Origin of the sequence: Fibrella musci, from assembly GCF_041321105.1 — a bacterium.
Taxonomy (GTDB): domain Bacteria; phylum Bacteroidota; class Bacteroidia; order Cytophagales; family Spirosomataceae; genus Fibrella; species Fibrella musci.
The window spans coordinates 185,586-210,967 of the sequence record NZ_JBGGWD010000009.1 but is presented as its reverse complement, the minus strand read 5'-3'; the positions used below and the strand labels follow the sequence as shown (position 1 = coordinate 210,967).

Annotated in this window: 21 protein-coding genes; 12 read left to right on the top strand and 9 right to left on the bottom strand. The window is 58.4% G+C overall.

Features of this window, described 5'->3' with window-relative positions:
• Positions 1-34 precede the first annotated feature (34 nt).
• Complete coding sequence (locus tag ACAW74_RS26615; RefSeq protein ID WP_370701305.1) at positions 35-1,057, bottom strand: hypothetical protein; 1,023 nt, start codon at positions 1,055-1,057, stop codon at positions 35-37.
• Positions 1,058-1,174: 117 nt separating this feature from the next.
• Between ACAW74_RS26615 and ACAW74_RS26610 the strand changes: the two genes are divergently transcribed.
• The 3 genes from ACAW74_RS26610 to ACAW74_RS26600 all read left to right on the top strand — a co-directional run bounded on the left by ACAW74_RS26610 (position 1,175) and on the right by ACAW74_RS26600 (position 3,481).
• Positions 1,175-1,504: a low molecular weight protein tyrosine phosphatase family protein gene (locus ACAW74_RS26610; protein WP_370701304.1), complete on the top strand. Its 330-nt coding sequence runs from the start codon at positions 1,175-1,177 to the stop codon at positions 1,502-1,504.
• A 13-nt stretch (positions 1,505-1,517) separates the two neighbouring features.
• Positions 1,518-2,024, top strand: a complete 507-nt coding sequence (locus tag ACAW74_RS26605; protein WP_370701303.1) for a GNAT family N-acetyltransferase — start codon at positions 1,518-1,520, stop codon at positions 2,022-2,024.
• Between the two features lie 62 nt (positions 2,025-2,086).
• Positions 2,087-3,481, top strand: a complete 1,395-nt coding sequence (locus ACAW74_RS26600; protein ID WP_370701302.1) for a glycoside hydrolase family 140 protein — start codon at positions 2,087-2,089, stop codon at positions 3,479-3,481.
• Positions 3,482-3,578: 97 nt separating this feature from the next.
• Here ACAW74_RS26600 and creD read toward each other — a convergent pair whose 3' ends face one another.
• From creD to ACAW74_RS26570, 6 genes are all read right to left on the bottom strand, one after another.
• Complete coding sequence (gene creD / locus ACAW74_RS26595) at positions 3,579-4,961, bottom strand: cell envelope integrity protein CreD (RefSeq protein WP_370701301.1); 1,383 nt, start codon at positions 4,959-4,961, stop codon at positions 3,579-3,581.
• A gap of 90 nt (positions 4,962-5,051) precedes the next feature.
• Positions 5,052-5,345 (bottom strand): hypothetical protein, encoded by a 294-nt coding sequence (locus ACAW74_RS26590; RefSeq protein ID WP_370701300.1) that lies wholly within the window; start codon positions 5,343-5,345, stop codon positions 5,052-5,054.
• 14 nt (positions 5,346-5,359) lie between these two features.
• Positions 5,360-6,316 carry an ATP-grasp domain-containing protein gene (locus ACAW74_RS26585; protein ID WP_370701299.1) on the bottom strand — a complete coding sequence of 319 codons (957 nt, stop codon included), beginning with the start codon at positions 6,314-6,316 and terminating at the stop codon, positions 5,360-5,362.
• Positions 6,313-7,116: a hypothetical protein gene (locus ACAW74_RS26580; protein WP_370701298.1), complete on the bottom strand. Its 804-nt coding sequence runs from the start codon at positions 7,114-7,116 to the stop codon at positions 6,313-6,315. Before ACAW74_RS26580 ends, ACAW74_RS26585 begins: the two co-directional genes overlap by 4 nt.
• 66 nt (positions 7,117-7,182) lie before the next feature.
• A complete protein-coding gene (locus ACAW74_RS26575; RefSeq protein ID WP_370701297.1) occupies positions 7,183-9,051 on the bottom strand; it encodes a M6 family metalloprotease domain-containing protein in 1,869 nt (622 codons plus the stop codon).
• Between the two features lie 176 nt (positions 9,052-9,227).
• A complete protein-coding gene (locus tag ACAW74_RS26570) occupies positions 9,228-9,764 on the bottom strand; it encodes a DUF2306 domain-containing protein (protein ID WP_370701296.1) in 537 nt (178 codons plus the stop codon).
• 172 nt (positions 9,765-9,936) lie between these two features.
• Here ACAW74_RS26570 and ACAW74_RS26565 point away from each other — a divergent pair, with 172 nt between their 5' ends.
• Both ACAW74_RS26565 and ACAW74_RS26560 read left to right on the top strand, forming a co-directional pair.
• A complete protein-coding gene (locus ACAW74_RS26565; protein WP_370701295.1) occupies positions 9,937-11,151 on the top strand; it encodes a helix-turn-helix domain-containing protein in 1,215 nt (404 codons plus the stop codon).
• 100 nt (positions 11,152-11,251) lie between these two features.
• On the top strand, positions 11,252-12,445 hold the full coding sequence (locus tag ACAW74_RS26560) for an acyltransferase family protein (protein WP_370701294.1): 1,194 nt from the start codon (positions 11,252-11,254) through the stop codon (positions 12,443-12,445).
• A 105-nt stretch (positions 12,446-12,550) separates the two neighbouring features.
• Here ACAW74_RS26560 and ACAW74_RS26555 read toward each other — a convergent pair whose 3' ends face one another.
• Positions 12,551-15,658, bottom strand: a complete 3,108-nt coding sequence (locus ACAW74_RS26555; RefSeq protein ID WP_370701293.1) for a cyclic nucleotide-binding domain-containing protein — start codon at positions 15,656-15,658, stop codon at positions 12,551-12,553.
• Positions 15,659-15,774: 116 nt separating this feature from the next.
• Here ACAW74_RS26555 and ACAW74_RS26550 point away from each other — a divergent pair, with 116 nt between their 5' ends.
• The 5 genes from ACAW74_RS26550 (at position 15,775) to ACAW74_RS26530 (ending at position 22,153) form a co-directional block, all read left to right on the top strand.
• Positions 15,775-16,623 (top strand): hypothetical protein, encoded by an 849-nt coding sequence (locus ACAW74_RS26550; protein WP_370701292.1) that lies wholly within the window; start codon positions 15,775-15,777, stop codon positions 16,621-16,623.
• 149 nt (positions 16,624-16,772) lie between these two features.
• Positions 16,773-18,947, top strand: a complete 2,175-nt coding sequence (locus ACAW74_RS26545) for a sensor histidine kinase (protein ID WP_370701291.1) — start codon at positions 16,773-16,775, stop codon at positions 18,945-18,947.
• A gap of 139 nt (positions 18,948-19,086) precedes the next feature.
• A complete protein-coding gene (locus ACAW74_RS26540) occupies positions 19,087-20,499 on the top strand; it encodes an ATP-binding protein (RefSeq protein ID WP_370701290.1) in 1,413 nt (470 codons plus the stop codon).
• A gap of 132 nt (positions 20,500-20,631) precedes the next feature.
• Positions 20,632-21,012, top strand: a complete 381-nt coding sequence (locus ACAW74_RS26535; RefSeq protein ID WP_015333329.1) for a response regulator — start codon at positions 20,632-20,634, stop codon at positions 21,010-21,012.
• Between the two features lie 121 nt (positions 21,013-21,133).
• Complete coding sequence (locus tag ACAW74_RS26530) at positions 21,134-22,153, top strand: zinc-binding alcohol dehydrogenase family protein (RefSeq protein ID WP_370701289.1); 1,020 nt, start codon at positions 21,134-21,136, stop codon at positions 22,151-22,153.
• A 132-nt stretch (positions 22,154-22,285) separates the two neighbouring features.
• Here the strand turns inward: ACAW74_RS26530 and ACAW74_RS26525 are convergent, their stop codons facing one another.
• Positions 22,286-23,503 (bottom strand): PQQ-dependent sugar dehydrogenase, encoded by a 1,218-nt coding sequence (locus ACAW74_RS26525; protein WP_370701288.1) that lies wholly within the window; start codon positions 23,501-23,503, stop codon positions 22,286-22,288.
• 300 nt (positions 23,504-23,803) lie between these two features.
• Between ACAW74_RS26525 and ACAW74_RS26520 the strand changes: the two genes are divergently transcribed.
• Both ACAW74_RS26520 and ACAW74_RS26515 read left to right on the top strand, forming a co-directional pair.
• A complete protein-coding gene (locus ACAW74_RS26520; protein ID WP_370701287.1) occupies positions 23,804-24,478 on the top strand; it encodes a response regulator transcription factor in 675 nt (224 codons plus the stop codon).
• A 70-nt stretch (positions 24,479-24,548) separates the two neighbouring features.
• A complete protein-coding gene (locus ACAW74_RS26515; protein WP_370701286.1) occupies positions 24,549-25,358 on the top strand; it encodes a hypothetical protein in 810 nt (269 codons plus the stop codon).
• Positions 25,359-25,382: the final 24 nt, after the last annotated feature.

Genomic DNA, 25,382 nt, shown 5'->3' with positions numbered 1-25,382 from the left:
TCCTGAAAATCCAGGTCATCCGCGTTCCAATCTCCTAATGCATGGCCAGGATTTCGAGGCTTTGCCAGACGAGGTCGCCCATGCTGCGGCCAGCGCTGAAACGAGTGGTCTGGTAATGGCGGTTGAGGGCGTCGGCCAGTTGCCGCACGTGGGAGGGCGGCGCGATTTCGTCGTGACGCATGGCGGCCATCAGATCACCAATGCGGCTTTGTTCCACCTTTAGCCGCCCGGCCATCAACGACCGTTCTTCAATCTGATACTGCCGCACACTCTCGGGGGTCAACGTCTTCGTGCCCAGGTCAATAATGGGTTGATTCTGCCGATAATACTGCGGCATATACACCGACTTGCGCCCCTCATACGACTGCTGATCGAAGTCGATGGCGCGGATGCGGTAATACACCTCGTCGAAGTCGGGCGTGAGGTCGACCACGAAATTGCTGCTGTGCATATCGCCCAGCAACCGCACAAAACAGCGTTCGTTAAACTTGACAAACTCCTTGCACAGCCGCACCGGGTTAAGGTCATCTTCGTTGATGCGCTGCTCGAAAAACATGTCGCCCGGAATGCCCGCAATGTGCTCTTCGATCAGCGTCTGTCCGCTCGTGAGGTAGCTGATCCGGTTAGGCGACAGAATGTGCTCCAGTTCGAGGCCATAAATGCGCGACGCATCGGCCTTCTTGAGGTAGAAATAATCGAAATTGTCGTTGACCTGATTGCGGATACGTACCCGAAACGGTGCCGTGTTGCCATACATGCAGAGGTCGACCCGGTCGATAGCCAGATGGCCCGTCACCGACATGTCGCCGTCGGCTTTCAGGATGGCATAAATCTGCTTAAGGGCCTGCAACATATCGTTTGACTCCGAAGCGGGGTAATAGACCGTCTCCCAAAGTGTATCACGGTTGCGCTTGTCGAACAGCGTCACCGAGTTGTCGAACCGAAGCAGATCGGCATACTGAATAGGCAGGTCGTGTTCGCGGTTGTAGTGCGTCAGGTAATGCCGCAGGGGCTGCCGGATCGAGTAAACCTGTTTCTTTCGGGAAATGATCGGCATGGGAAAAGGGATCGTACTGGTTTATTGATACGATTATCGGGCTAATCTTGATACGGTTAAAGCCCGAAGGCATAAATTAGACTGTGTGTGACGAATGCACCTTAGCTTGATCGCCTTTTGCAGAAACTCCTTTTTGTCTGTAGCCGGAATCGGCAACGCAGCCTGACCGCCGAACGCCTTTTTGAGCAGGAACCGGGCTATCAGGTACGTTCAGCTGGAACAGCGCCCGGCGCTCGCGTAAAGTTAACGCCGGGCCTGCTCGGCTGGGCCGACATTGTGTTTGTGATGGAACGCAAACACCGCGACTGGATTCAGGCACATTATGCCGATCTGGTTGATCAAAAACCGGTCGTTACGTTGCTCATTCCTGATGAATACGGTTACATGGACGATGAACTTGTCGACATACTGACCAATCGTGTTGCCGATTATCTTGCGGGCGACTAACCAACCGCCACCCATGATTGAAACACCCCGGCTTATGTTGCTACCGCTGTCGCTGGAGCAGGTGCGGCTACACATTGCGGGCGGCACCCTACTCGAAGAGGCGATGGGCGTTCGGCCGGGTCATCGGGAAGTGACCGAGCCGTTGCTGAGCATCCTGCGGCATTTTACGATCCCGTTTCTGCAAAATCCCGCTCGCCAGTCGATTTACGACACCCTCTGGATTGCACTCGACACCAGCCTGAATCAGTTTGTGGCCGACGTGAAGTTTAAAGGCATGCCCGACGAGGAACAGACCGTTGAACTGGGCTATGGGACGTACCCAGCCTTTCAGCGGCAAGGCTACATGACCGAAATTGTGGGAGCGATGACGACCTGGGCACTAAGCCAGCCCTATACCCGACGGGTGGTGGCCGAAACGGCCCTGCACAACACGGCCTCGCAAACGGTGCTGCTCAACAATGGATTCCGGCCGTTCGAGCAGGACGAGCGCGTCCGCTGGTGGGAACGGCTGGGTAACTAGCCATAAGGGACACGCTAGTAAAGCGGGTGGTGCTTTGCCCTTTATGGCTAAATCCTTCCGACATGAAACGACTCTTCTTGCTTCTGCTGCTTGGCTATGCGTGGTCTGCACACGCCCAACTGACGCCAACGCCCTGGACGGGCGGCCCGCTGCGGGTATCGGCCAACGGGCGGTATCTGGTTCATGCCGACCCGGCGACCGGCACCAATATGCCTTTTTTCTATCTGGGCGATACGGCCTGGGAGTTGTTTCATCGCCTCAACCGCGACGAAGCCGAGTACTACCTGCGCCGCCGGGCCGAACAGGGCTTCACGGTGGTGCAGGCGGTGGCGCTGGCCGAACTCAATGGCCTGAACGACCCGAACCCCTACGGCCAGAAACCGCTGCTCAACAACGACCCTACCACGCCTAATCCGGCCTATTTTGAACACGTCGACTGGATTATCGACAAGGCCCGGTCGCTGGGGATTGCGGTGGCGTTGCTGCCCACCTGGGGCGATAAACTCTTTAAAGATCGGTGGGGTGAGGGGCCGGAGGTTTTCAACGTCGATAACGCCCGCACTTATGGCCGCTGGATTGGCGACCGCTACAAAACCCGCGATAACATCATCTGGGTGCTGGGCGGCGACCGTACCCCCCGCGAGGGCTCGCCCGACGTGGCGGTGTGGCGGGCGATGGCCGAAGGCATTCAGCAGGGCGTAGGTGGGGCCGATAAAGCCCTGATGACCTTCCACCCCCAGCCTAATTCGGTAGCCGATGGCGGCGCGGGGCGTTGGTTTCAGGCCGACGCCTGGTTTGATTTCAACATGCACCAGACGGGCCACTGCCGCGATACGCCCGTCTATGATTACCTGACAACCAGCTATAACCGGCAGCCCACCAAACCCACGATGGACGCCGAGCCGATCTACGAGGACCATCCCGTCTGCTTCAATGCGAAGGCACTGGGTACGTCCAACGCGCTCGATGTGCGCAAATCGGTATATCTGTCCCTGTTTGCCGGTGCGCACGGCCAAACTTACGGCTGCCACGATGTCTGGCAGCTATTTGCGCCGGGCCGCACGCCGGTCAACGGGCCGCATATGAGCTGGAAAGAGGCGCTCGAACTGCCCGCTGCCAGCCAGATGCGTTTTGTGCGCCAACTGCTCACCAGCCGCCCCCTGCTCGAACGGGTGCCCGATCAGTCGCTGATTCGTGAAAACAACTACCCGCCCGCCGAGCGCATCCAGGCGACGCGGGGACGTACCTACGCTTTCGTTTACTCATCGGCGGGTCGCCCCTTCACGCTGTTATTGGGCAAAACCGAGGGCAAACAGCTTACCGCCGCCTGGTTCGACCCCCGCACGGGGCAGTCGACACCCATTGGCATGTACCCAAACACCGGCGAGCAGCGATTCACGCCCCCCACCAGCGGCTACGGCCAGGACTGGGTGTTGACAGTGGACAGTGGGCAGTGAACAGTATACAGTGGACAGTATGCAGTACACAATGAAGAGTAGACAGTGGTTAGTGCCATGTCTTACTGTTCACTGCATACTGTCCACTGTATACTGTTTACGCGTAGGCTCGGTACCAGTTGATGCGGCGGGTCAGGTACATGATCGTGCCGAGGATCAGCGCGAGGCCGAGCGTACCCAGCAGCAGGGAATAATCTTCAAGCTGAAGCAGCGAGAAATAGAAGCCGTAGAGCAAGGCCAGAATCCCGCTGAACAGCGCCGTCAGGCGGATGTTTTCGAAGACATAGCGGACATAGAACGTGATCATCGCCAGCACCGTCGCCGCGCTGATGAGGTACGCCATGTTGAACGACATATGCTCCGAAATGGCCAGCAGCAGAAGGTAAAACAGACAGATCGCAAAACCAACCAGCAGGTACTGAATGGGGTGGATGCGCCGTTTGTCGAGCACTTCGACAAAGAAAAAGGCCGTAAACGTGATCAGGATGAACATAACGGCATACTTGGCCGAGCGCATCGTTTTCTGGTACTCGTCCACGGGCGTAAGCAGCCGAACACCAAACTCCGTGCCCGTGGCGGCTGAGGTGGTGACTCCATCCTGCGCCGTTGAGCGATGAGTCAGGAAGGCACCAAGCCCCTGCTGCGGATAGTTGCGGTTGTATTGCAAAACCTTCCACTGCGCCCCAAAACCCGACCCGCTGACCGTGCGCTGATCGGGCAGCGAGGCACCCACAAAACTTGGCGTGGCCCAGGGTGAGGTCAGCGATACGGTCGTTTGCTTGCCAAAGGGCATGAAATACAGATCGGTACTGCCGTTCAGGTTCAACTCGCAGTCGAACCGCAGCGAGTCGCCTGCCTGAACGCGGGCGTTGATGCCCGATGCCAGCACGTCGTCGGTAGGCACGCCCGGCTCGACCGTCATGGCTGGCAGGGGGCTCCCCACGCCGCCTACGCGCAGTCGCACTTCGTCTTTAATGCCTTTCATGTCGCTGATGCCCACCGACACAAACGCCCGATTCCACTGAATAGCAGCGGGGTCGATGCCAAGTCGCTCCACATCGGGGCGCGGCAACGTACCCTGAAGGCGCAGGCGCGTGTTGTAAAGCATCACCTGAAACAGGCCCCGGTTGCGCTGTTCGGGTTGCAACGTACCCGTGATGCGCAGGTCGTCGGGCAGGACGTGCGCGTAGGCCGTATAGCGTGATTCTTTTCCTTTCTCGTCTTTCTCCACCACCGTGTACGGCACCGACAGAATAGGGCCGCTGACGGTCTGAACACCTCCCCATTTCCCGCTTACTTCCGCAACGGCCAGGTCGCGGGTGCTTTCCCGCTCCGAAATCAGGTTTTGAAGCATGGTTGTCGGGATAAGCAACAGCATGATGAGCAAACCGATGGTCGCCAGCTTGATGAGCGTAGACGTGCGTAACCACTGATTGAGCCGGTCGAATAACGAAGGCTGAGGCGATGAAAAAGGGTCCATGGTGATTGGTGTAAAAGTACTTTGTTTTGCAAAGTAAACGAGCAAAAAATGTAAGAGTCAATGACTTTGCGAAAAAAAGTTTACCCGGTCTCAACGGACGCGCCGAAGCGTACCGGGCTGGGCAAACAGGCGGTCGGGTGTAGCCAAGCGTACCACAACCTCTACCGTTTGTCCTGTGGCTAGAGCTGCGTTGGCAAGCTCGGCGAGGGGCACCAGTATCGTGAGGCTGTCGGGCTCGCGGGGAGACAGCAGGTCGGCGACATTGGCAACGGTGGACAGGTGCTGCACAAGCAGGTGGACGACTCCAAACTGAGCCACATCGCTTTGGGTGGACAAGTGCTGCACGACGCCCCGAACCTGCGTCCGATTTTCGATGATTTGCATAGGCTGCTAATGGATTAATGAACGGGCTGAAGAACGGCCGAACCTGTAGCCAGGTAACGGGCAATGGCGTCTGAAATGGGCAACCCGGCTTCGTGCTGAAAGTAGGTGTAGCCCGGCGACGGATTGACCTCGAAACAATAGTACGCACCCTGCTCGGTTTTAAACAGGTCGATTCCGCACAACGGCAGCGTTAACCGCTTAGATAGGTCGAAACAGGCTTTTTCGATGGCCCGGGGCAGCGTAACAGGTTGCATAGTGGTAGTGCCACCGCCCGACCCGGCGTAGCGATAATCCACGTCGGTGCTGTCGATAGAGGCGGCAAAGAGGGCATCGCCCACCACGTGAACGCGGATGTTATGCCCCTGCAACCGTTCCTGAAACTGCGTGGGCAGGGCCGTCAGGTTCGCGAGCCGGTCGCGGTATTCGCCGGTCAGCACCTTCACGATTGAGCGCGTCGAACTGATCGATTTGAAGATGAGCGCCTCCCGCTCGGCCTCAAACGCCCCCACGGCCCCGACCTGATTGGTCATCAGTGTGGCCGGGATCCCCAGCCCCACGGCGCGAATAGCCGCCAGTTGATAAGGCTTCGAAAAGTTTGATTCCATCGCTTCGTGGCGGTTGATGACCCGAATCGGCAGCAGATCGACCAGTTGCGTAAACAGCGTATTGATAAAATGCCGCCGTTGGTGCAGGGCCGGTGGCAGGCGTAGCGCTGTCCCCTTCACCTGCACGTCGGGGAAGGTGTCGGGCGGCATCAGGCGGGCATACAGGCCGTCGAGCGTCGTCAGGTCGATCCACTGGCCACCGATGCACAGTTCGGCCCGGAGGCTATTGGCCGTGATCGACGTGCGCAGGTCGTAGTGGCCGGCGTCGCGCTGATTAAACACGAGGTAGTCGATACCCAGCGAATCCGCGCTCTCGATGACCTGCGCGGTGGGTTCTTCGGAGGCAATGCCAGCAATCAGGATCATGGTAGGGCAGGTGTGAGGTGAGTCGCGGGTTCGGTAGGGGCGTGGGTACGTTGGATCAGGTACGTTGCCAGCGCGGCGAGTTGGGCTTCCGAATCGGGCTGCACGAGCGTCTGGTAGTTGGTGGCTTTCCAATGGCCACTGACGCTCTGGCAGAAATAAACCTGCAGCAGTTCGCAGTCGAGCTGAGCCTGTAGCTGCCGGATACCCGTGCGAAACACCCGCGCCAGGGAGCCCGTTAGCGTCTGACGCGTGGCCAGCACCGAGCTAAACTGGTGGTTGAGCGGCTCCTGTCGCCACTGCCCGCCTGTCGAAGTGGTCATGGTTGATAATCCCTGTTTCGGCGGTGTGGCCGTCACCCACAAATCCGTTACGGGTAGCCCAGCCTGCGCCAGTTGATGGATACGCAGCAGCGGATTGGCGGTGCCAACGGCCAGGGTAGTCGGGAACAACGTACCCAGCCGCCGGGTTGGTCCCAGATTTTGCAGCCAACCGGCCAGCAGCGCGTGCCATTCGGCCTGGGCGTAGGCGGTATCAGTGGCGTTGGCGAAGGGCGGCGGCGTCAGATAACCCAGCCGACTATACAGCGCATCGACGGTTTGGGCCGAAAAATGGCGTCCGTCGGCAAGGGTGAGCTTCCAGTCGGTAGTCGCGTTGCAGAGTTGTATCTGCCAGTTGGGTGCCGCCACCAACTCGGCGTCGGTGAGGCACTCGACCCGCGCCGATCCCCGTTCATGCAGCAGGCAGGATAGCGCGGGAATCGTGCTGTCGTGGGCATGCCCCAGGAGCAACAGTGTTTTCATGATAACGAACGGTTAATGGGCTGGTCGTTGGCGAGCGGAGGCCCACCAACGAACAACGCCAATGCCTTACACCGTATCGGGGGCTTTGCTGTCGAAACTCCGTTTACCATCGGCGTCGAGTTCCTGCGCCTCGCCACCCTGATCGGCTTCCTGCCGGTAGGCACCCGCTACCAGATCGGGCCGAAGCGACTGACTGATAAACGGCTCCAGCGCGTTGAGCCGGCTTTCGATTGCCGTCAGGCGCGACATCGGATCGGCTGCGCTACCGCCGCCAAAATCACCACCGAGGCCACCACCGCCCAGATCGCCCGGTCGCCCATCGGCCAGTTTACCGTCGCCCGGTTTTTCGAACATCTCTTTATCCTTGTCCTTTTCTTTGATGGGCTTATCGGGCTGGAAATCTTTGCGGATCTCTTTGTCCTTGATGAGGTCTTTGTGGATCTCCTTGTCCTTGATAAGCTCTTTGTGAATCTCCTTATCTTTGATGACGTCTTTACGAACCTCTTTGATCTCCTTAAACTCTTTAACCACCTTGCAACGTACCTGGAAGCGGGCCGTCATGGTGGCGGCCGGGTCGCCAATGTTGCTGATCGTCACGCAGGTAGCCGTACCCGCGTAGGAGTTGGAGTTGGGCGTACTCGAGGCGCTGAAGGTCCGTTTGTTGGCACTGCCGGGGAAGGGGTCGCCCGCATCGCCCCGGTTGTGGCTCTGTTCGAGGTCGCGCAGCCCGTCGGCCTGCATGAGTGCTACTTTGTAGTGTGCCTCGTTGGTGTTGCTGCCTACGGCGTCGTCGATATGCCACACCAGTAGCCCGCCGTTGGGCAGGTGGTCGTCGAAGCCCGTTTTTTGCCGGTTTTCGACCAGAAAATATTCCGATCCCGCCGCGCCATTTTTCCAGAGCCGGTGCACTTTGAAGCTGCTTTTTACATCGGGGAGGCTCACATTAGCGTTGGCCGTCTGGTTCACAACCGATACCCACCCCTGTTGCAGCTTGCACCAGGCCGAGGGGTGCGCCGGTCGGTCGCCGGGGGTTGCGCCGTTCCAGCTGCCGCCGCCCATGAGGCACCAGTTGCCGATACCCTCGCCCGTGCCGACGCCGTCGTACAGATCGGGGAAGCCAAACAGCAGGTGGCCCAGTTCGTGCGCACAGACGCCGATCCGGCAGTTTTCGGGCACCGTCAGGAAGGCATAGATCGTTTTGCCGTCGGCGGCAAACGGGCTGGGCAACACCCATTTCACCGACCAGATGTCGGAGGCCGCCCCACTCTGCTCGGCACCGGTGCCCGCGTGAATGACAATAAACGCATCGATGTACCCATCGCCATCGTTGTCGTAATTACCAAAATTGATGAGCGGGTTGGCCAGTTGGGCGGCTTCCTGCGCCATCGTGCGGGAGTTGGGCAGGGCATTCCCCATCCCGGATGCCCCGTTGGCGTAGTAAGCCATCGGGTGGGAGAGCGTAACCGGACCCACGATTTCACCCTGAATATCGATCCGGTTGTTCGATACTTCGCGGTAGTATTCCCGCACACTACCCGTTGGCATAGCACCCAGTGAGAAAAACAGCTTGTTGTAATGGCTGGCTGGGTGCGCAATCGCCTTGTCGCTGAAGTTGACCAGCACAATGGCTACCCGAACGGTGCCTTGCAGGGGTGCCCGGTCGGCGGCGGCATTCTGCGCAACAGAGGCGGTAGTGCCCAGCGGAAACAGGGTGCCGGGGTAGATCAGGCCATCATCGCGCCCAACGGCGGTTTGCTCCTGAAAGTTGAGGTGGGCCGCCATCGGGGTTTCGCGCTTGCGGAGCTTTTCCAGTTCTTTGACGAGCTTTTCGCGCAACTCAGGTGAAGGCGGAACGGGCAGGCAGGTAAGGTCGGTTTGGGCGGCAGACGGCAAGGGCGTCTGGCCCAGCGGAGCGGTTTTTTTTAGGCGTTGCATAGTCGTAAGGGTACTGGTTGTGAACAGATTGGTTTAGCCGGTAGGCCACTGCAAACCTAGCTAACCACCAGACACCGATAAACCGCTGAACTACGCCATTACGAACGGGTTAATACCCTCATGATTAAGCGGTAAGGCGTGCAACTACTTATTTTATTTAACTGATAGTCAATGTATTAAGTGGTCGTTGTTTTTAGGGTTCGTACTGTCTTTTTAGGCACTGGTCGGTTTTCCGGGGCTACGGTGAGGCCCGTTCGGTTGAGGTAGATTAGTCCGCCTGCCACAGCAAGCATCAGGGCGGCCGTGCCTGTGGTCGTCCACCAGAAATAGGCGGCCGGAAACAATCGGTAGGTGGCCTCAACGATAAACGTAGTGTAGAGGCCCGCCACAGATGCACTCAGGCCGAAATAATGCCAGCGTAGCCAGTCGCGCAGGTACGTTCGGAACCAGACGGCGGCCATACCCCAGGTCAGGGCGAGGCAGCAGGCCACCGCCCCCCAATGGACAATGCCCCACCGGCCAAACAGGTGATAGATGCCGAAAGCGGTGGTCAGTACCACCAGCATGCTGCCCACGTACACATAGCCGATGAGCCGGTGCCGGGCGGTTCCCTTTGGTGCCCAAAGGATATAGCTACCCGCTAATAGGGCCAATAACGCAAAGGCAATGTGCAGCCAGCTAACGGGCGAAAGGATAATGAACCAAGGTCGCATAGTCAATACATCGCGCAGCCCGATCAATTGTTGACATTACCGGCTAATTAGTATAGTTTTTTGGTAGATTTTTAGGGTGTGGCCGTTAACAAATGCCGAAAGAGGGTGTTGCGGGAAGGTGAGCAACTGCCTACTTTCCCCGTAGCTTTGTGCAGATCATTTTGCGCCCGTTATGACGGCACTACCCGTTCGGTTTGATGTGTTTGCCCTGGTGATGTTGCTCGGGATTGTGCAGGCCGGGTTACTAGGCTTGTTTTTTCTGACGGGATCGCGTCGGCGGTTGCCGGCCAATCGGTATCTGGGCTGGCTCATGCTGGGGCTTGTACTGATCACCGGCGACGTGCTGCTGGGTTACACCAACTACATGTTTCGGGTGCTGGCCCTCAACGACAGCACCGAGCCGATCAACCTGCTGCTATCGCCCCTGTTTTACGGGTACGTTGTCAGCCGGCTGACCAACCGACCCCTGGCCCGATTCGGGTGGCACACGCTCCCGGCGGTGGCCTGGGCCGTTTATTCGCTAACCTGGCTCACGCAACCGGAGGCCTGCCAGTATAATGCCTATCTCGGCGCATTTCACCCCGAACTCCCCCAAATCAAAGCCAATTACAACGCGTTGGCCGACTATGACTGGCTGCGCGACTGGATCAACGAGTTTACGGTGCTGAGTCTGCTCGTGTACAGCCTGCTGTCGCTGGTGGCTGTGAGGCGGGCCTTTCGGGCGGAAGGATTGCGATTTTGGGAAACGGCGCCCGACCCACTGTCGTCGCTGCGGTTTCTGGTTATACTGCTGCTGCTGTTTCCGTTTCTGATCATCTGTACCAAACGGCTTTTCCCCGACGATCTGGGCGACTACCTGCTGGCCTGTTACCTGACCCTGATCATCTATTGCACCACCTTCTGGACGCTGGTCAGCCCGTCGGCACACCCCGAACCCGTGGCCGGTCCGACTACCCTGCCGCCGCCGCCCGACGAACTCCCGACTCGGCGCAAATACGAAAAATCGGCCCTGAGCGCTGAGCAGGAAACGGCCCTGCTGACCCGGCTGGAGCAGTTAACCACCACCGAACGTACCCACCTGCTGGCCGATGTGTCGCTGTCGGCACTGGCGCGGCAACTCAACACCAGCCCGCACCACCTTTCCCAGGTACTGAACAACCGGCTGGGCGTCTCGTTTTTCGACTGGCTGGCGCAGCACCGGGTTGCCGAAGCCCAGCGCCTGCTCGCCGACCCTGCCACTGCCCGGCTCAAAATCGACGAAATTGCCGAGCGGGTGGGGTACAATTCGCCCTCGGCGTTTCACACCGCTTTCAAGCGGCTGACCAACCAGACACCCGCGCAATTTCGGGAAGCCTTGCCCGGACCCGAAGCGCCTTCGGATCGGTAAAAAACTGCGCGCCGACCGGGACGAACTGCGAAATCGTCGGCAGATAGGGCAAAACGAAGGCTACAGGCGTGTTTTGGGCATCAATCAACGCACAATGACCATGACGCCTACTCCGGCCCAGTCCTCCGTTTCCTCCGATCCCCCGTTGGCCAATACCGCCCGCCGCTACGACCTCGACTGGCTGCGTATCGGGGCCATTCTCATCCTGTTGTTCTACCATACAGGCATGATCTACGTGTCGTGGGGCTGGCACATCAAAAGCACCGAGCACAGCCAGCCGATGGAGGAGGTGATGCGGTGGCTGCACCGGTGGCGGATGCCGCTGCTGTTTTTTATCTCGGGGGGCGGCACCTGGTTTGCGCTGCGTAAACGTACCTACGGCCGCTATGCCGGTGAACGGTTTCGGCGGCTGTTCATCCCCCTGGTGTTCGGCATGTTTGTGGTGGTGCCACCACAGATCTACATCGAATGGCTGTTTCGGGGACGATTTGCAGGCAGCTATCTCGACTTCTACCCGGAGGTTTTCCGGTTTCAATCGTATCGGGATGGTGGGCAGGGTGGTGCGTTTAGCTGGCACCATCTGTGGTTTATCTGTTACCTGTTTTTCTATTCGGTGCTCAGCATTCCGGTCTTTCGCTGGCTGAAAACCGACGCCGGCCAACGCACGACCGACCGGCTGGCTCGCCTCCTTAGCCGCCCCGGCGGTGCGCTGGCGCTGGTGGTGCCGCTCTGGCTAAATGATCTCGCGCTGGGCGGTTTCTTTCCCAATGAAACCCACGCCCTGATCGACGACTGGGCTTATTTTATGAAAAATCTGCTGCTGTTCTGGTATGGCTATGTGCTGGTGAGCCGCGTGGCGTTCTGGCAACTGCTGACGGACCAACGGCGTATTTTTCTGGCGGCGACGGTAGTTTGCACCGTTGTACTGTATGGCTGGCGGGCGCTACAAACCGACGAAGCCATTGAGGCGTCAGCGCTGACCCGGACACTTTACAGTGTCAACAGCATCGCGCTGACCTGGTTTTCTGTGCTGGCTACGGTGGGGTATGGTTATCGCTACCTGAATGTGAATAAGCCCATCCTGCCTTACCTGACGGAAGCGGTTTATCCGTTCTACATTCTGCACCAGACCGCCATCGTCGTGATTGGTTACTGGGCGCTGAAAACGCTGAATCTGGGCGTTTGGGGCGGCTTCTGGTTTATCAGTCTGGCCTCGCTGGCCAGTTGTGCCGCCCTGTACGTCACCCTCATTCGCCCCCTGAAACCGCTGCGCGTTGTGTTTGGGTTGAAGTGAGTTCAAGGTCCAACGTCCCAGGTTCAACGTTGGCTGGCGCGTCTTACTTAGGCGTCTACCAACGTTGAACTTTGGACATTGGACTTTGAACCTTGGCCCTTGGACTCATTTTCCCTGATTCAGCGTGCGGATGCGGCGGCTGAGGAGGCCGATGATGTTGCGCAGCACCTCGGGGCGCTCTTCCATCAGGTCGTAAAAATCGTCCTGGTCGATGCGGAACGCCAGCACGTCGCCCTGTGCGGTTACGGTAGCCGAGCGGGGTTCGGCATCCAGCAGGGCCAGTTCACCGAAGACATCGCCCCGGCCCAGTTCGGCCAGCAGGGTATCGCCGGTATACACACCCACCTGCCCGTCGAAGAGCACAAACAGGCTGGTGCCGATGTCGCCCTGCTGCACAATTGCCTCGCCATCGGTGAAGGTGACTTCTTTCATGATCGGGGCAATACTGGCCAGCACGTTGGCGGGTGTGTCTGAGAACAGACGGCTGTTTTTGAGCAGAAAAACCCGCTCGATGGTCGAAACCGTGGCGGTGTCGGTCGCGTGGTGCATGGGCGTTGGTTGGGGCGAATCGGGCTGGGTTGCGGCCTGCGCCATCAGCACAGTCCAGGTCGTGAACGTCTGGGTACGTTCGGTCAGAATATCGTCGAGGAGGGGCGTGGGGCTGGCGTCTGCGTGTGGGGCCAGTAGTTTGAGCCGGTCGGGGAGGGGCAGGGCGGTATCGGTCAGGGCGAGCAATGTAGCATACACCGACCGCGGACTTTTGGCCGACAGAATGAGGTTTTCGAGCAATTCGAGCGAATTGGCGCGCCGTTCGGTGGTCTGATGATACAGGCTCTGGCGGGCGTTCTGCACCGTCTGCCGGTCGGTAAGACCCATCAGCAACAGCAGCAACCGGTCGGTGACCACGGTGATTTCGTAGGTAAGCGCGCTGGCCAGTTCAGGGTACGTCGTGTCGGTAAGTCCCTGCAACAGGCGTTGCGCCAGCCGGGTCTCATCGGCCATCAGGCGATGGTAGAGAGGGGCGTGGGTGGGGTCGGGCGCATATTCTTTAAGCGCATTCAGCAAGGTGCCCCGTAGCGCAAAGGGGGCGTCGGTCAGGTATGTTAGCAACCACTGCCGACCGGCTTCGGTACCGACCCGCCCTGCCACGGCTGCCATGCGCCGAACGAGGGTCGTGTCTGCCGCCGTAAGCGATAGCCGAGGCATCAGCGGCAGGGCGTCGTCGCTCAGGGCAATCAGCGCTTCACTGGCCGGCTGCCAATAGCGTCGGTTGGCCAGAAAGCTGGCCAGTTGCGGTCGGCTGGCGGCGTACTGGGCAGCAGCAGGCAGGGCCGCTTCCACCAGCGTCGCGTCGGCCAGTGCGCGTTGCACAAACACCTCCTGCCCGGCCAGTGGCGTCGCTGCCAGACAGTGAAGCGCCGTGATCTGCTCGGCCGGGTCAGGGCTGTTTATCAACTGGATGAGGCTGTCTATGGCGGCCTTGTGAGCAGGTTGGCCTCGCAACGCGCCGATGATGGCCCCTTCACGGGCCAATCGGTCAGTAGTCGTGAGCAGGTGTTGGGCCGCTTCTTTTGTCGAGGCTGACGCCGCACCGTCAGCGGCTGCCTGGTGGGCGAGTTGTTCGGCAGCGTACCGGCGCAGGCTGGGGTCGGGGTCATGCCGGGCCAGTTCGGCCAGAATCGGCAGGTGATCGGCGCTGGTGTGGGTAAGCGCCAGCGCCTGCTGACGTACCTGTGCATCGGGGTGGCGCAGCAACGTACCCACATGGCGCTGCTGCTCCTCTGGGGGCAGGGTAGGTACGTAGTCCATCGCGTTCAGCACGTCGAGGGCATTGGGGCTGGCCAGCGCGGTTTCGATAAAGGCGTTGGCGGCCTGCGGCATGGCCAGTGAGTCGGGGGCGACAAACCGTCGGCTCAGAGCATCCTGTAATGTCAGGACATACCGGCGGTAGGTGCGCCGGGTCAGCAGCAGCAGGGCCAGTACCAGCAGCCCACCGCCTGCCAGCAGCCAGCCGTAGGTACGTTCGCCCAGCAGCGCAACCAGATACAGCGCTACACCCGCGAGGGTCATGCCCAGCGGTTCATAGAAGCCTTTGCCCAGTGTGTGGCCTTTCAGGCGTTGCTGCGGGGGCAGGGGCTGAAACAGCACCAGCAGCACCGGGTCGAAAATGGCCCGGCGAACCACTTCAAACCCCACATAGAGCAGGCTGTAATAGACTAGTTGTGCCTGATCGTTTTGAGCCTGCCCGGTCAGCAGCCCGTAGGCCAGCAGCCCGATACCGGCTACGGCGGGGAGCAGCGTCAGCGTGGCGGGAATGCCGAACCGATCCAGCGCGCGGCGCGAGAACAGGGCTTTCACGCCCATCGCCAGCAGATACGTGGCAGCCAGCACCCGGCCCAGCGCGCCCATCACGTCGCCCTGATCGTGAAATTTATGCTTTACGTTGACGAAAAATTCGTATTCGATACCCGCTGCCAGCATGGCTACCGGCACGAGTGTGAGACACACGGCGAAGATCAGCTCACTACCGCCAAAGAGCTGGTTGACCAGCGCCTTGATCGGGCGTTGTGTCGTGCGAATCGGGCGGGCGGTGGCTTCGACGTCGTGCAGGCGCAGGGTCTGGTTGGTGATCAGAAGGGCGGTTCCGTAACAGGCAAACGCCAGCAGCAGTAGCCACAGCAGCGGCCCGTGCCCGTGAATGAGCGCCGCCAGCATGGCCCCCAGGGCTTTGGCGGGCATATCGCCCGAACTGATCACCCCAAACAGCCGCTTGCTCTGCCGCACGTCGAATACCAGCGCCGATACAGCCCAGAATTCCAGATTAGTGAGCAGGTAGATGGCCCGGTAGCCCACCATGATTGTGATGGCCGTAACGACCGAATGCCCAAAAGCAACCAGTGCCCCGATGACGCCCGTCAGGATAATGACCGACCACAGCACTCGCGTGACCAGTTGCCGCAGGGCCAGATGATGCTCGAAATGGGCGTAGATTTTCCCGACGGCCATCATGCCCAGCCCAGAGGCGATGTAGGCAAGGGGCAGGTTGGTTTCGGGGTGGTTTTCGAGCAGCAGCAGCGTGGCGGCTACGTAGACCAGCACCGTACCGATGCCCAGCAGAAAATTATGCCCAAAAAACAGTCGGACGGTCGCTCCTTCATCGGAGCGAATGCCCAACGACTGATTGACCCGGTTTCGGGCGCGTGTCGTCACCATACGGCAAAGAAAACCAAAACCGGCTGATTCTGGGCCGTTTCATCAATTGGTAATAACCGAGTGACTTACCTTTTTGGGCAATCCCAAATAGAACGCGCAACTACAACACATCGATTATGAAAATACTGCGCCTGATCTGGGCAGTCTTACTGCCCGCCTCGCTGCTATTAAGCTGTGACCACCGCCTCGACGATCCCAGTCCGCTTGGGCAGTTCCGTTTGAAATCGGTTAGTTACAATGCGCGTACCGTGAACGGCATACCCCGCCAGCAACGGGGCTATCAGCTGACATACAATTCGAAGGGGTCAGTGATCAGTTATACGTTCAGTTATACGCAGGGAAACGGGTTGTTCTTTCAGCAATATCGTGTAGAACGGGATGCACAGGATCGGCCTGTGCAGGTGGTAACGGATTTATCAAACTCATTTATTGGCGAGTTTATGACGTACACGCATTCGCCCGACGCGCCGGTTAGTCAGATCACAACCTGGAACCGCGGGATAGACCCCACCGATCCCACCAAAAGAACCGATCAGGTGCTGCGTCGCTATGGGTACGTGTATACCGCACAGCAGGGTGTACTGGTGCCGCAGCCTGTAAAGCGGTTGTATCTGGAGTCGCAGCTCACCATCAACAATGCCCAGGAAGACTACACGTTTGTCAATGGCAATGCCGTCACCATCAATGGAACGACCTACACCTATGACGACAAGCCTAATCCCTATTATGGGTTACTGGGCTTCAACGGATTCATGGTCTTCTCTGAAAACCCACAACTGGCCCGCCCGGCCAATACGCCATTCGATAACAGCGACTACTTTGCCGATATACAGGTGAAGCTATTTAACCGAAATAATATCACCAACAATACCAAACAAATCACCTACAATGCCGATGGTCTGGTAACGCGCATCGAGTACACCAACGGCAACGTAGAGGAGTTTATTTACGAGCGGAAACCCTGAGCCTGCTCTCCAATATCAAGCGAAACAGTTGCGCCATTCCGTCGACGGAATGGCGCAACTGTTTACAAGCTACAGCGACCTTCCAGCCGCATCGGCTTGCGGCTTTGGGCCGAATGGCGTTTCTTTAGCCATTGATCCCCTTGCCACCTATGCCCCGTATCTGTTTTGTTTTGATTGGCTGGTTACTTTGCCGGTTGGCGGTTGCGCAGACCGTGACGGTCGAAAGCCTGCCCGACTCGGGGATATCGCTGCGAACAACCTGGGCGTTCCGGGCGGGCGATGACCCGGCCTGGAGCCAGCCCAGCCTGAACGACCGCGACTGGAAACCGATCGATCCGGCTCAACTGGTGGCCGATCTGCTCCCCCAACTGCCCGACCGGGTGGGCTGGCTTCGGCTCCGCGTGCGCGTTCCCAAGTCGATTCGTCCGCAGTCGTTTACCCTGCGGTGGCAACAAATGGCGGCGTCGGATCTGTTTGTCAATGGGCAGCTCCGGCGTCGAACAGGCGTATTCCCCACAGACGGCCAACCCATTCAGGCAACTAATCCGTTTCGTCGGCAGACGCTGGTCGTTACGCCCGACTCGACCGGGACACTAACGCTGGCCTTCCGATTTGCCGTGCAGGAAAGCGACCTGAGCGTTGGGCAGTATACGGCCCCAGACAGCCACCTGCTGCTAGCCCGGCTCTACCCGGCCGACGCCGACCTCACCGACTCGTTCAATATTCGCTGGCAACCCATTGCGGGGGCGTTTACGGCGGGGCTGTTTTTCGTGCTGTTTCTGTTGCACATGCTCTTCCGGTTCTATAACGCCGCCGACCGCACCAACGGCGCCACGGCGCTCGCCTGCTTTTGCTTCGGCATTGCGTTTCTGGCCATCGCCCAGTTGTTTACGCTGGTCGATTCGCAAACGGCCTATGCCCGCTGGACCCTGCTGGGTACGTTGGCCTACCCGGTTGGGTACGTTGCCCTGCTGACGGCCATCTACGCTATTTTCGAGAAGAAAATGAGCCTCAACTACGGCGTGGTGGTGGGGCTGGTGGGTTTGTGCGTGGTGCTGTTTTTTATGCGGCACGATAGTAATCTACTCTGGATCGAGTTTGGTCCGGCGTTGCTGGTAACGGCCGAATGCAGCCGGGTCATGCTCAAGGCGCGGCGGCAGTGGGGCGGCGAGTTCATCACGGCGGGTATGGTGGCCGCGCTGGTGCTGTTCTTCGTCTATTGCCTCTACAGCGTCGACGAACTGGCTTTTGTCCGGCCCATCGCGCTGACCCGTTTTCAGGTACAGATCATTTACAATACCGCGGTACTGTGCATTCCCCTGTCGATTTCGCTGTACGTAGCGCGGTCGTTTATTTACACCCAACGCCGGATGGCCGGGCAACTGCTCGAAGTGCAGCGGCTGTCGAAGCAGTCGTTTGAGCAGGAAAAAGAGCGGCAGCACCTGCTGGCGAGCCAGAAACAACGCCTCGAGCAACAGGTGGCCGAGCGCACGGCCCAACTCCAGCAGTCGCTCGATGAGTTGCGCACGACCCAGAATCAACTGGTGCAGAAAGAGAAAATGGCGTCGCTGGGTGAGTTGACGGCGGGCATCGCCCACGAGATCCAGAACCCGCTCAACTTCGTCAACAACTTCTCGGAGGTGTCGGTGGATCTGCTCCATGAGTTGCAGGAAGAACGCACCCGCCCCGCCCCCCAGCGCGACGCCGGGCTGGAAGAGGAGCTGCTGAGCGATCTGGTGCAGAACCTGAGCAAGATTCAGCACCACGGCCAGCGGGCCTCGGGCATCGTGCGCTCGATGTTGCAGCACTCGCGCAGCTCGACGGGTCAGCGGGAGCCTACCGATCTGAACGCGCTGGCCGAGGAGTACCTGCGGCTCTCTTACCACGGGCTTCGGGCCAAAGACAAGGCCTTCAACGCCAGCTTCGAGGCGGTGCTGGACCCGGGTCTGCCGCTGGTATCGGTGGTGGGTCAGGACATTGGTCGGGTGCTGCTGAACCTGTTCAACAACGCCTTCTATGCCGTCCAGCAGCGCAAACAGCAGGATGAACCCGGCTACCAGCCCGCCGTTCGGGTACGTACCCAGCGGCTTGGGTCGTCGGTAGAGATTCGGGTGCGCGACAATGGCACGGGTATCCCGCAGGCGGTACAGCAGAAAATTTTCCAGCCGTTTTTTACCACCAAACCCACCGGCAGCGGCACGGGGCTGGGACTGAGCTTGAGTTACGATATTATTACCAAAGCGCATGCCGGTACGTTACGCGTGGAGTCGTCTGACGAACGCCCTGATGCTTTTACCGAATTCGTGATTACGTTACCGATTTGATGAGTCTTCTGTTTTCTGTTCACTGTCCTCTGTTCACTGTCTTCTGTTGGCTGGCGCCAGATCAACTTGCGTAAGCCAACAGAAGACAGTGAACAGAGGACAGTGAACAGAAAACTGTATACAGCAAACCCATTGGTTCATGAACTTTCCTGTCCTTGGCGTCACGTTGTTTTTACTGTTTCAGGTACGTCAGTTCCTCAATACGAAGGAGCGGAAACCGACCTGGGACCGTTGGCTGACTTGGTCGGCCTACGGGCTGATTGGCCTGTTTGTGCTGGATCAGATTGGGGAAGCCAACGGTAAGTTTGAAGTTCGGGCTACCTGGGTGGCCTATGTGGTGCAGGCCTGGATCATTTACCTCACCTACATCGGATCGCGCCGTTACCCGCCTGCCCGTACCCTGCTGCTGGCGATGGTGCCGTTCTGGCTGGTGCTGGTGACCTACTCGCTGGTGAAACTGGCACTGCCAACGTCGGTTTTCAAGCCCTACAGTAACTTCTTCGAAAGCGCCTTGGGGTTTGGGTACGTATGGGTTTTCTCCATTTTCTTCTTCGCCTCCAAGCAACGAAAAACGTATCGTAAGGAAGTTGAAGAGCGCAAGGAAAAGGAAGAACAGGAACGTCGCGAACGGCATTTACTGGAAGAACTGGTGCAGGAACGTACCCAGGAGCTGACCCAGCAAAAAGCGGAACTGAGTCGCCAGAAAGAAGAACTTCAGGCCGCCCTCAACGAACTCCGCGCCACGCAGGACCAACTCGTGCAGCGCGAAAAGCTGGCGTCGCTGGGTGAGCTGACGGCGGGCATCGCCCACGAGATCCAGAACCCGCTCAACTTCGTCAACAACTTCTCGGAGGTGTCGGTGGACTTGCTCCACGAGTTGCAGGAAGAACGCACCCGCCCCGCCCCCCAGCGCGACGCCGGGCTGGAAGAGGAGCTGCTGAGCGATCTGGTGCAGAACCTGAGCAAGATTCAGCACCACGGCCAGCGGGCCTCGGGCATTGTGCGCTCGATGTTGCAGCACTCGCGCAGCTCGACGGGTCAGCGGGAGCCTACCGACCTGAACGCGCTGGCCGAGGAGTACCTGCGGCTTTCTTACCACGGTCTGCGGGCCAAAGACAAGGCCTTCAACGCCAGCTTCGAGGCGGTGCTGGACCCGGGTCTGCCGCTGGTGTCGGTGGTGGGTCAGGACATTGGCCGGGTGCTGCTGAACCTCTTCAACAACGCCTTCTACGCCGTCCAGCAGCGGCAGCAGGCCGAGCGCGAAAAAGACACGCTGGTGGGCCTGGCTTACCGGCCTTTTGTGAAAATTACGACCCAGCAAACACCGGTTGGCGTTGAGATTAAAGTTGCCGACAATGGCACCGGCGTGCCCGAAGACCTGCAACAGAAGATTTTTCAGCCGTTCTTTACCACCAAGCCCAGTGGCAGCGGTACCGGGCTGGGCCTGAGTTTGAGTTACGATATCATTACCAAAGGCCATAACGGCACCATGCAGGTCGAGAGCATCGAAGGCAAAGGCACTACCTTTACCATCCTGTTACCGGCGGTTTGACTGAGTTTTTAGTTTCGAGTTTGGCGTTTTCAGTTTGGCGTTGGCTGGCGAAAGCCTATCCCGGCATCAGCTAACTCCAAACTGAAAACGCCAAACTCGAAACTAAAAACTGAAAACACGAAACGATACCCCATGACGCATATCCTTGTTGTTGACGACGAAGCGGATGTTCAGCCGCTATTTGAGCAGCGGTTCCGGCGCGAAATCCGGAGTGGTGCCGTACACATGACCTTTGCCTCGTCGGGTGAAGAAGCCCTGACCATTTTCAACGAACGCCCCCACGAGGCCGTCCTGATCCTGTCGGACATCAATATGCCGGGCATGAGCGGACTGGAGCTGCTGCGGCACATCCGGCAGGTAAAGCCCGACCGCCCTCCCGTCGTGATGATGATCACGGCCTATGGCGACGAAGAAAGCAAGGAACAGGCGATGACGCTGGGTGCCGATGATTTTCTGGCTAAACCCCTCGATTTTGTCTCGCTGAAAGAAAAGCTGACGCAACTGGCTGTCTGATACCGGGCGGCGGTAGGTTGAGGCCCACAGGTAGGGATTACGGCCGGGTCGGCGGGGTAAATCAAGCCCACTGACCCGCTTTGTACGGTAGCGTTGTCCGCGCTTTCAGGATTTCCTTCTTATGAATGCCATTATTCTCGATAAGCCCGGTGCGTTCAGACGCATCGAAAAAGAACATCCCGGCAAGCCTGCCGCCGGCGAAGTGCTGCTGAAAATTAAGGCGTTGGGTGTTTGCGGAACCGACCTGCATGCCTACAAAGGACGCCAGCCCTTTTTCTCGTATCCCCGCATTCTGGGCCACGAAATTGCCGCCGAGGTCGTCGAACTGGGCGAGGGGGTGACCCATCTGTCGGTAGGGGATTTGTGCGCCGTCATGCCCTACCGGAACATCTCGACCGATCAGGCCGTGCAACTGGGCAAAACCCACTGCGGTCCCAATGTGCGGGTGCTGGGCGTTCATGAAGACGGGGCCATGCAGGAATACCTCATCTACCGGGCCAGTCAGGTATTTCCGGCCAACGGGCTGGCGCTGGAGCAAATCGCGGTGATCGAGCCGCTGGCCATTGGTAGCCACGCCATCGACCGCGGCATGGTGCAACCCAACGACATTGTGCTGGTAGTCGGCGCGGGCCCCATTGGCATTGCCGCCGTGATGATGGGGCAGCTGACCGCCGCCCGGATTGTGGCGCTCGACGTAAATCAGGCGAGGCTCGATTTTATCCGGCAAACGCTTCCCGGCGTCGATACGTTGGTGGTCAGCGATTCAGTCGTCGATGAGTTACAGGCCTTGCTGGGTGGTAAACTGCCAACGGTGGTGATCGACGCCACCGGTAACAAACAGTCGATGGAGCGGTGCGTGGAGTATGTCGCGCCGGGCGGTACGGTGGTGTATGTGGGGCTGTTTATCGGCGACCTGACGTTCCACGACCCGTATATCCAGATGAAAGAACTGACCATCCGGACCTCGCGGAACGCTTATCCCACCGACTTTACCAAGATTGTCCGGCTGCTCAGAGCAGGCTTGGTACGTGTGGACGGGTACGTTACCCACCGGCTGACCTTCGATACTCTGACCGACCAATTTACCTCGCTTTATGACCCTGATCAACAGGTGATCAAGGCCGTCGTGGCCTATGAGTAGAGAGGCTATAACTGCCCGGTGAACTGGGCGGGTGCGCGTGAGGTGTTGTCGCTAATAAACGCAGAGACGGGGTTCGGCAAAGGATGTTAAAACGCCTCTTTGCCGAACCCCGTCTCTGTGTTTATACCGCTCTTATTTCTTGCTGATGCGATACAGGCGACCCTGATCGGTGATGGCGTAGAGGGCACCATCTTTGCCCTGGGTGATGTCGCGGAACCGCTGTAGTTCGTCGGACAGCAGGCGTTCTTCACCCACCACCTTGTTGTTCTCGATCACCAGGCGAACCACGTGCATCCCGCTCAGCGAGCCGATAAACAGGTTGTTTTTCCATTCGGGGATCACGTCGCTCGAATAAAAGGTCATGCCACTGGGCGACACGCTTGGGTCCCAGTAATAAACCGGCTGTTCCAGGCCCTCTTTTTGCTGAATGGCGTCGCCAACTTTATCCCCGCTGTATTCGATGCCGTAGGTAATGGTGGGCCAGCCGTAGTTTTTGCCGGGTTTGATCAGGTTAAGCTCGTCGCCGCCGCGGGGGCCAAACTCGTTCTCCCACAGATCGCCCGTAACCGGGTGCAAGGCCAGTCCCTGCACGTTCCGGTGGCCATATGAATACAGTTCCGGGCGGGCGTCGGCTTGCCCCGCAAATGGGTTACCCGGTGCCGGTTTACCGTCTTTGGTGATCCGGATCACCTTGCCCAGTCCCGAATTAAGCTGTTGTGCCTGCGGGCGGGTAACCTTGTCGGAGCGTTCGCCGGTGCTGATCAGCAGGTTACCGTCGGGCGCAATCAGGATACGGCCGCCGTAGTGGAGTGTGCCTTTGTAGCCGGGTGTCGCGCGGTAAATCACCGTGGCTCCTTCGATGCTTTTATCGTTGGCAGCGAGTTTACCCTTGGCTACGGCCGTCAGGTTGCCTTCCGGGGTGGCATCTGAAAAGACCCAATAAACCATCCGGTTTTTGGCGAAATCAGGATCAACCCGAACACCCAGCAGACCACCCTGTCCGGCCGGGTTCACCTTCGGGAGGCCCGTAATGGCCTCGCTGACCTTGCCATCGGTGGTAACAAGGCGCATGGTGCCTTCCTTTTCAGTAACCAGCAGGCGACCGTCGGGTAGGGAGGTGATCCCCCACGGACTCTTGAGGGCTTCGGTCAGGACGGCGCTCTGGTAGCCGACCTTGGATTTAACGCCCGCTACACGCGTTTGACCAGCGAAGGCGGATTGGTAGGCCGAGTTGGGGTTTTTGGTTTCGACCGGTGCCAGTCCGCTGCCGGTTTGCGTCGACGCGGTTTGGCCACAGGCCGTAAAGGCCAGCGACGAGCCGGCCAGCATCATAAAAAGTCGATTTTTCATCGGTGTTTGCAGATAAACCGCTAAGGTAACGGCAAAACAAAAGAGTTGGACGAAGGGCTGCATTATAGCCTGTTCTGTAGCCCTGCCTGACCAGGCTACCTGCCAATCGCACACGTACCTGCTGATAATTATTCTAACTAACTATGATCTTACAAACATATATTAGTATAAAAAAGAGATCGTATTCAGGTAAACGACGGCAAGGTCTGCATTGACACTGTCGTTCTGGATCAGTAAACGCCACACATACAGTGATATACATTCATTCGGCACAAATAGCTTTACTATCAATTGCACGTTATGAAAAAGGGAATTCCGCAAACGGTGGCTTACTGGCTGCCAGCCAAGAGTGCTTTGTTTAACTGCTTCACCAACCAACCTGATTTCTATACCTTCATCAATGCAGCAGACTATGGCGATGACATTTTGCAAACCCTCTGCCAGCTTACCCCCAACTTTCTGCTGGTTGAGCCCGACCCGCGCTGCCATGAGTCGAGCATTGAGCTGGTCAGGCGCATACGTACCTGGCCTAAGCTGCCTGTTAAATGCGTAGTGCTGCTACCGAGCAGGGCGAGCTGGCTCAACGCCTTCGACGACCTGGATATTAGCGGTAAAGTGTGTTCCGACCACGTGAACGACGAACTGGTGAACTGCCTGAGCAAGGTTGCGGCCGGCTATCGGTTCCTGTCGCCCCAGTTCGGCGAACGAACTAAGACGAATACAAGTACGCTGGGGCTAACCGAGGGGAGGCTGACGAGCCGCGAGTCTGACATTATAGAACTGATTGAACTGGGCTACACCAACAAGGAGATTGCCGAGCGGCTGTTTATCAGTGTCAAGACGGTTGAGACCCACAAATTCAACGTGCTGCAAAAACTGGAGCTGCGGTCGATGGGGGAGTTGAGGCAATGGATGCGGGGAAAAGAGCCGCTGTCTAGGGGAATTCCCGTAGCCCGGTCGGCACAAAATCAGTGAAAGCCTGTATTGTACTATCTGTAGACTAGATAGACTTTTGTTGAGTAGTCAAACACTTAACGTATCGTCTATGAACATCTACAAAACAGGCCTGATCCGAGTGGGGGCCTATCTACTCCTTGGCGGGATGCTGACCATCCCCGTAAGCTGTGACCGCAACACCGATAACCCGGTCAGGCCCACGGCCACCACGAGCCGCAGCGGACGGCTGGATCAGGCGGGGTGCGGTGGTTTTACGAATGGTAAATTTCTGGGAACCTGGACGGTTACAGGCAGCCGGTTGCAGGTATTGATCAACGACAACAAGCAGTACGTTGCTCAGATCTTCGGAGAGAATGAGTTCTATATCCGGGGCCGGGAGTTCTTGCGGCGGGGCGATATCGCGGGAAAAGCGTACAGTGAAAGTGAGATCGCGTGTTTTGAAGGTGACCCCGGCGATCAGCAGGGCTTTAGCGTCAGCAGCTTCCAGCCGCCAGCGGGGTTTGAAGCCGGTCCGTCGCAAAACTCGTACCGGGTTAGCTGTAGCCCCCGTTTCAACCCGAATGCCAACAGTGGCGATCGCGTGGCTATTGCCTACTGGACATCGGGCAACGATCCGGTTGAGGCGCGCTTTTTCAGAGGGCGCTGGTGGGTCGTTCAGAATGTAAGCGATCAGTTTTATCGCGATGCGTTTATCATCCGCGGCCGGAATATGCTCATCCGCTCCGACGTGATCAACTTCAATGATCCGTGGGACATCGGCCGCCGTTACTGTTTCGGGGGGGAAGATACCGGCACCGGTGGGCTGGAGTCGCCCAGCAATTCGCCGTTTGAGTTAGTACCGGAAGGCTACACGAAAGGTACCTTCCCCGACGGGTCGCCTTATTTCGTGCACAACTAACCGACGAATCGGTACCCACAAAAA

Bases quoted from the DNA above. Each gene is read 5' to 3' on its own strand.
- ACAW74_RS26550 (WP_370701292.1), top strand. From the start codon at position 15,775: ATGAAAATACTGCGCCTGATCTGGGCAGTCTTACTGCCCGCCTCGCTG.
- ACAW74_RS26600 (WP_370701302.1), top strand. From the start codon at position 2,087: ATGAAACGACTCTTCTTGCTTCTGCTGCTTGGCTATGCGTGGTCTGCA.
- ACAW74_RS26585 (WP_370701299.1), bottom strand. From the start codon at position 6,316: ATGATCCTGATTGCTGGCATTGCCTCCGAAGAACCCACCGCGCAGGTC.
- ACAW74_RS26535 (WP_015333329.1), top strand. From the start codon at position 20,632: ATGACGCATATCCTTGTTGTTGACGACGAAGCGGATGTTCAGCCGCTA.
- ACAW74_RS26580 (WP_370701298.1), bottom strand. From the start codon at position 7,116: ATGAAAACACTGTTGCTCCTGGGGCATGCCCACGACAGCACGATTCCC.
- ACAW74_RS26555 (WP_370701293.1), bottom strand. From the start codon at position 15,658: ATGGTGACGACACGCGCCCGAAACCGGGTCAATCAGTCGTTGGGCATT.
- ACAW74_RS26520 (WP_370701287.1), top strand. From the start codon at position 23,804: ATGAAAAAGGGAATTCCGCAAACGGTGGCTTACTGGCTGCCAGCCAAG.
- ACAW74_RS26530 (WP_370701289.1), top strand. From the start codon at position 21,134: ATGAATGCCATTATTCTCGATAAGCCCGGTGCGTTCAGACGCATCGAA.
- ACAW74_RS26540 (WP_370701290.1), top strand. From the start codon at position 19,087: ATGAACTTTCCTGTCCTTGGCGTCACGTTGTTTTTACTGTTTCAGGTA.
- ACAW74_RS26605 (WP_370701303.1), top strand. From the start codon at position 1,518: ATGATTGAAACACCCCGGCTTATGTTGCTACCGCTGTCGCTGGAGCAG.
- ACAW74_RS26525 (WP_370701288.1), bottom strand. From the start codon at position 23,503: ATGAAAAATCGACTTTTTATGATGCTGGCCGGCTCGTCGCTGGCCTTT.
- creD (WP_370701301.1), bottom strand. From the start codon at position 4,961: ATGGACCCTTTTTCATCGCCTCAGCCTTCGTTATTCGACCGGCTCAAT.
- ACAW74_RS26565 (WP_370701295.1), top strand. From the start codon at position 9,937: ATGACGGCACTACCCGTTCGGTTTGATGTGTTTGCCCTGGTGATGTTG.
- ACAW74_RS26590 (WP_370701300.1), bottom strand. From the start codon at position 5,345: ATGCAAATCATCGAAAATCGGACGCAGGTTCGGGGCGTCGTGCAGCAC.
- ACAW74_RS26575 (WP_370701297.1), bottom strand. From the start codon at position 9,051: ATGCAACGCCTAAAAAAAACCGCTCCGCTGGGCCAGACGCCCTTGCCG.
- ACAW74_RS26615 (WP_370701305.1), bottom strand. From the start codon at position 1,057: ATGCCGATCATTTCCCGAAAGAAACAGGTTTACTCGATCCGGCAGCCC.
- ACAW74_RS26515 (WP_370701286.1), top strand. From the start codon at position 24,549: ATGAACATCTACAAAACAGGCCTGATCCGAGTGGGGGCCTATCTACTC.
- ACAW74_RS26545 (WP_370701291.1), top strand. From the start codon at position 16,773: ATGCCCCGTATCTGTTTTGTTTTGATTGGCTGGTTACTTTGCCGGTTG.
- ACAW74_RS26560 (WP_370701294.1), top strand. From the start codon at position 11,252: ATGACGCCTACTCCGGCCCAGTCCTCCGTTTCCTCCGATCCCCCGTTG.
- ACAW74_RS26570 (WP_370701296.1), bottom strand. From the start codon at position 9,764: ATGCGACCTTGGTTCATTATCCTTTCGCCCGTTAGCTGGCTGCACATT.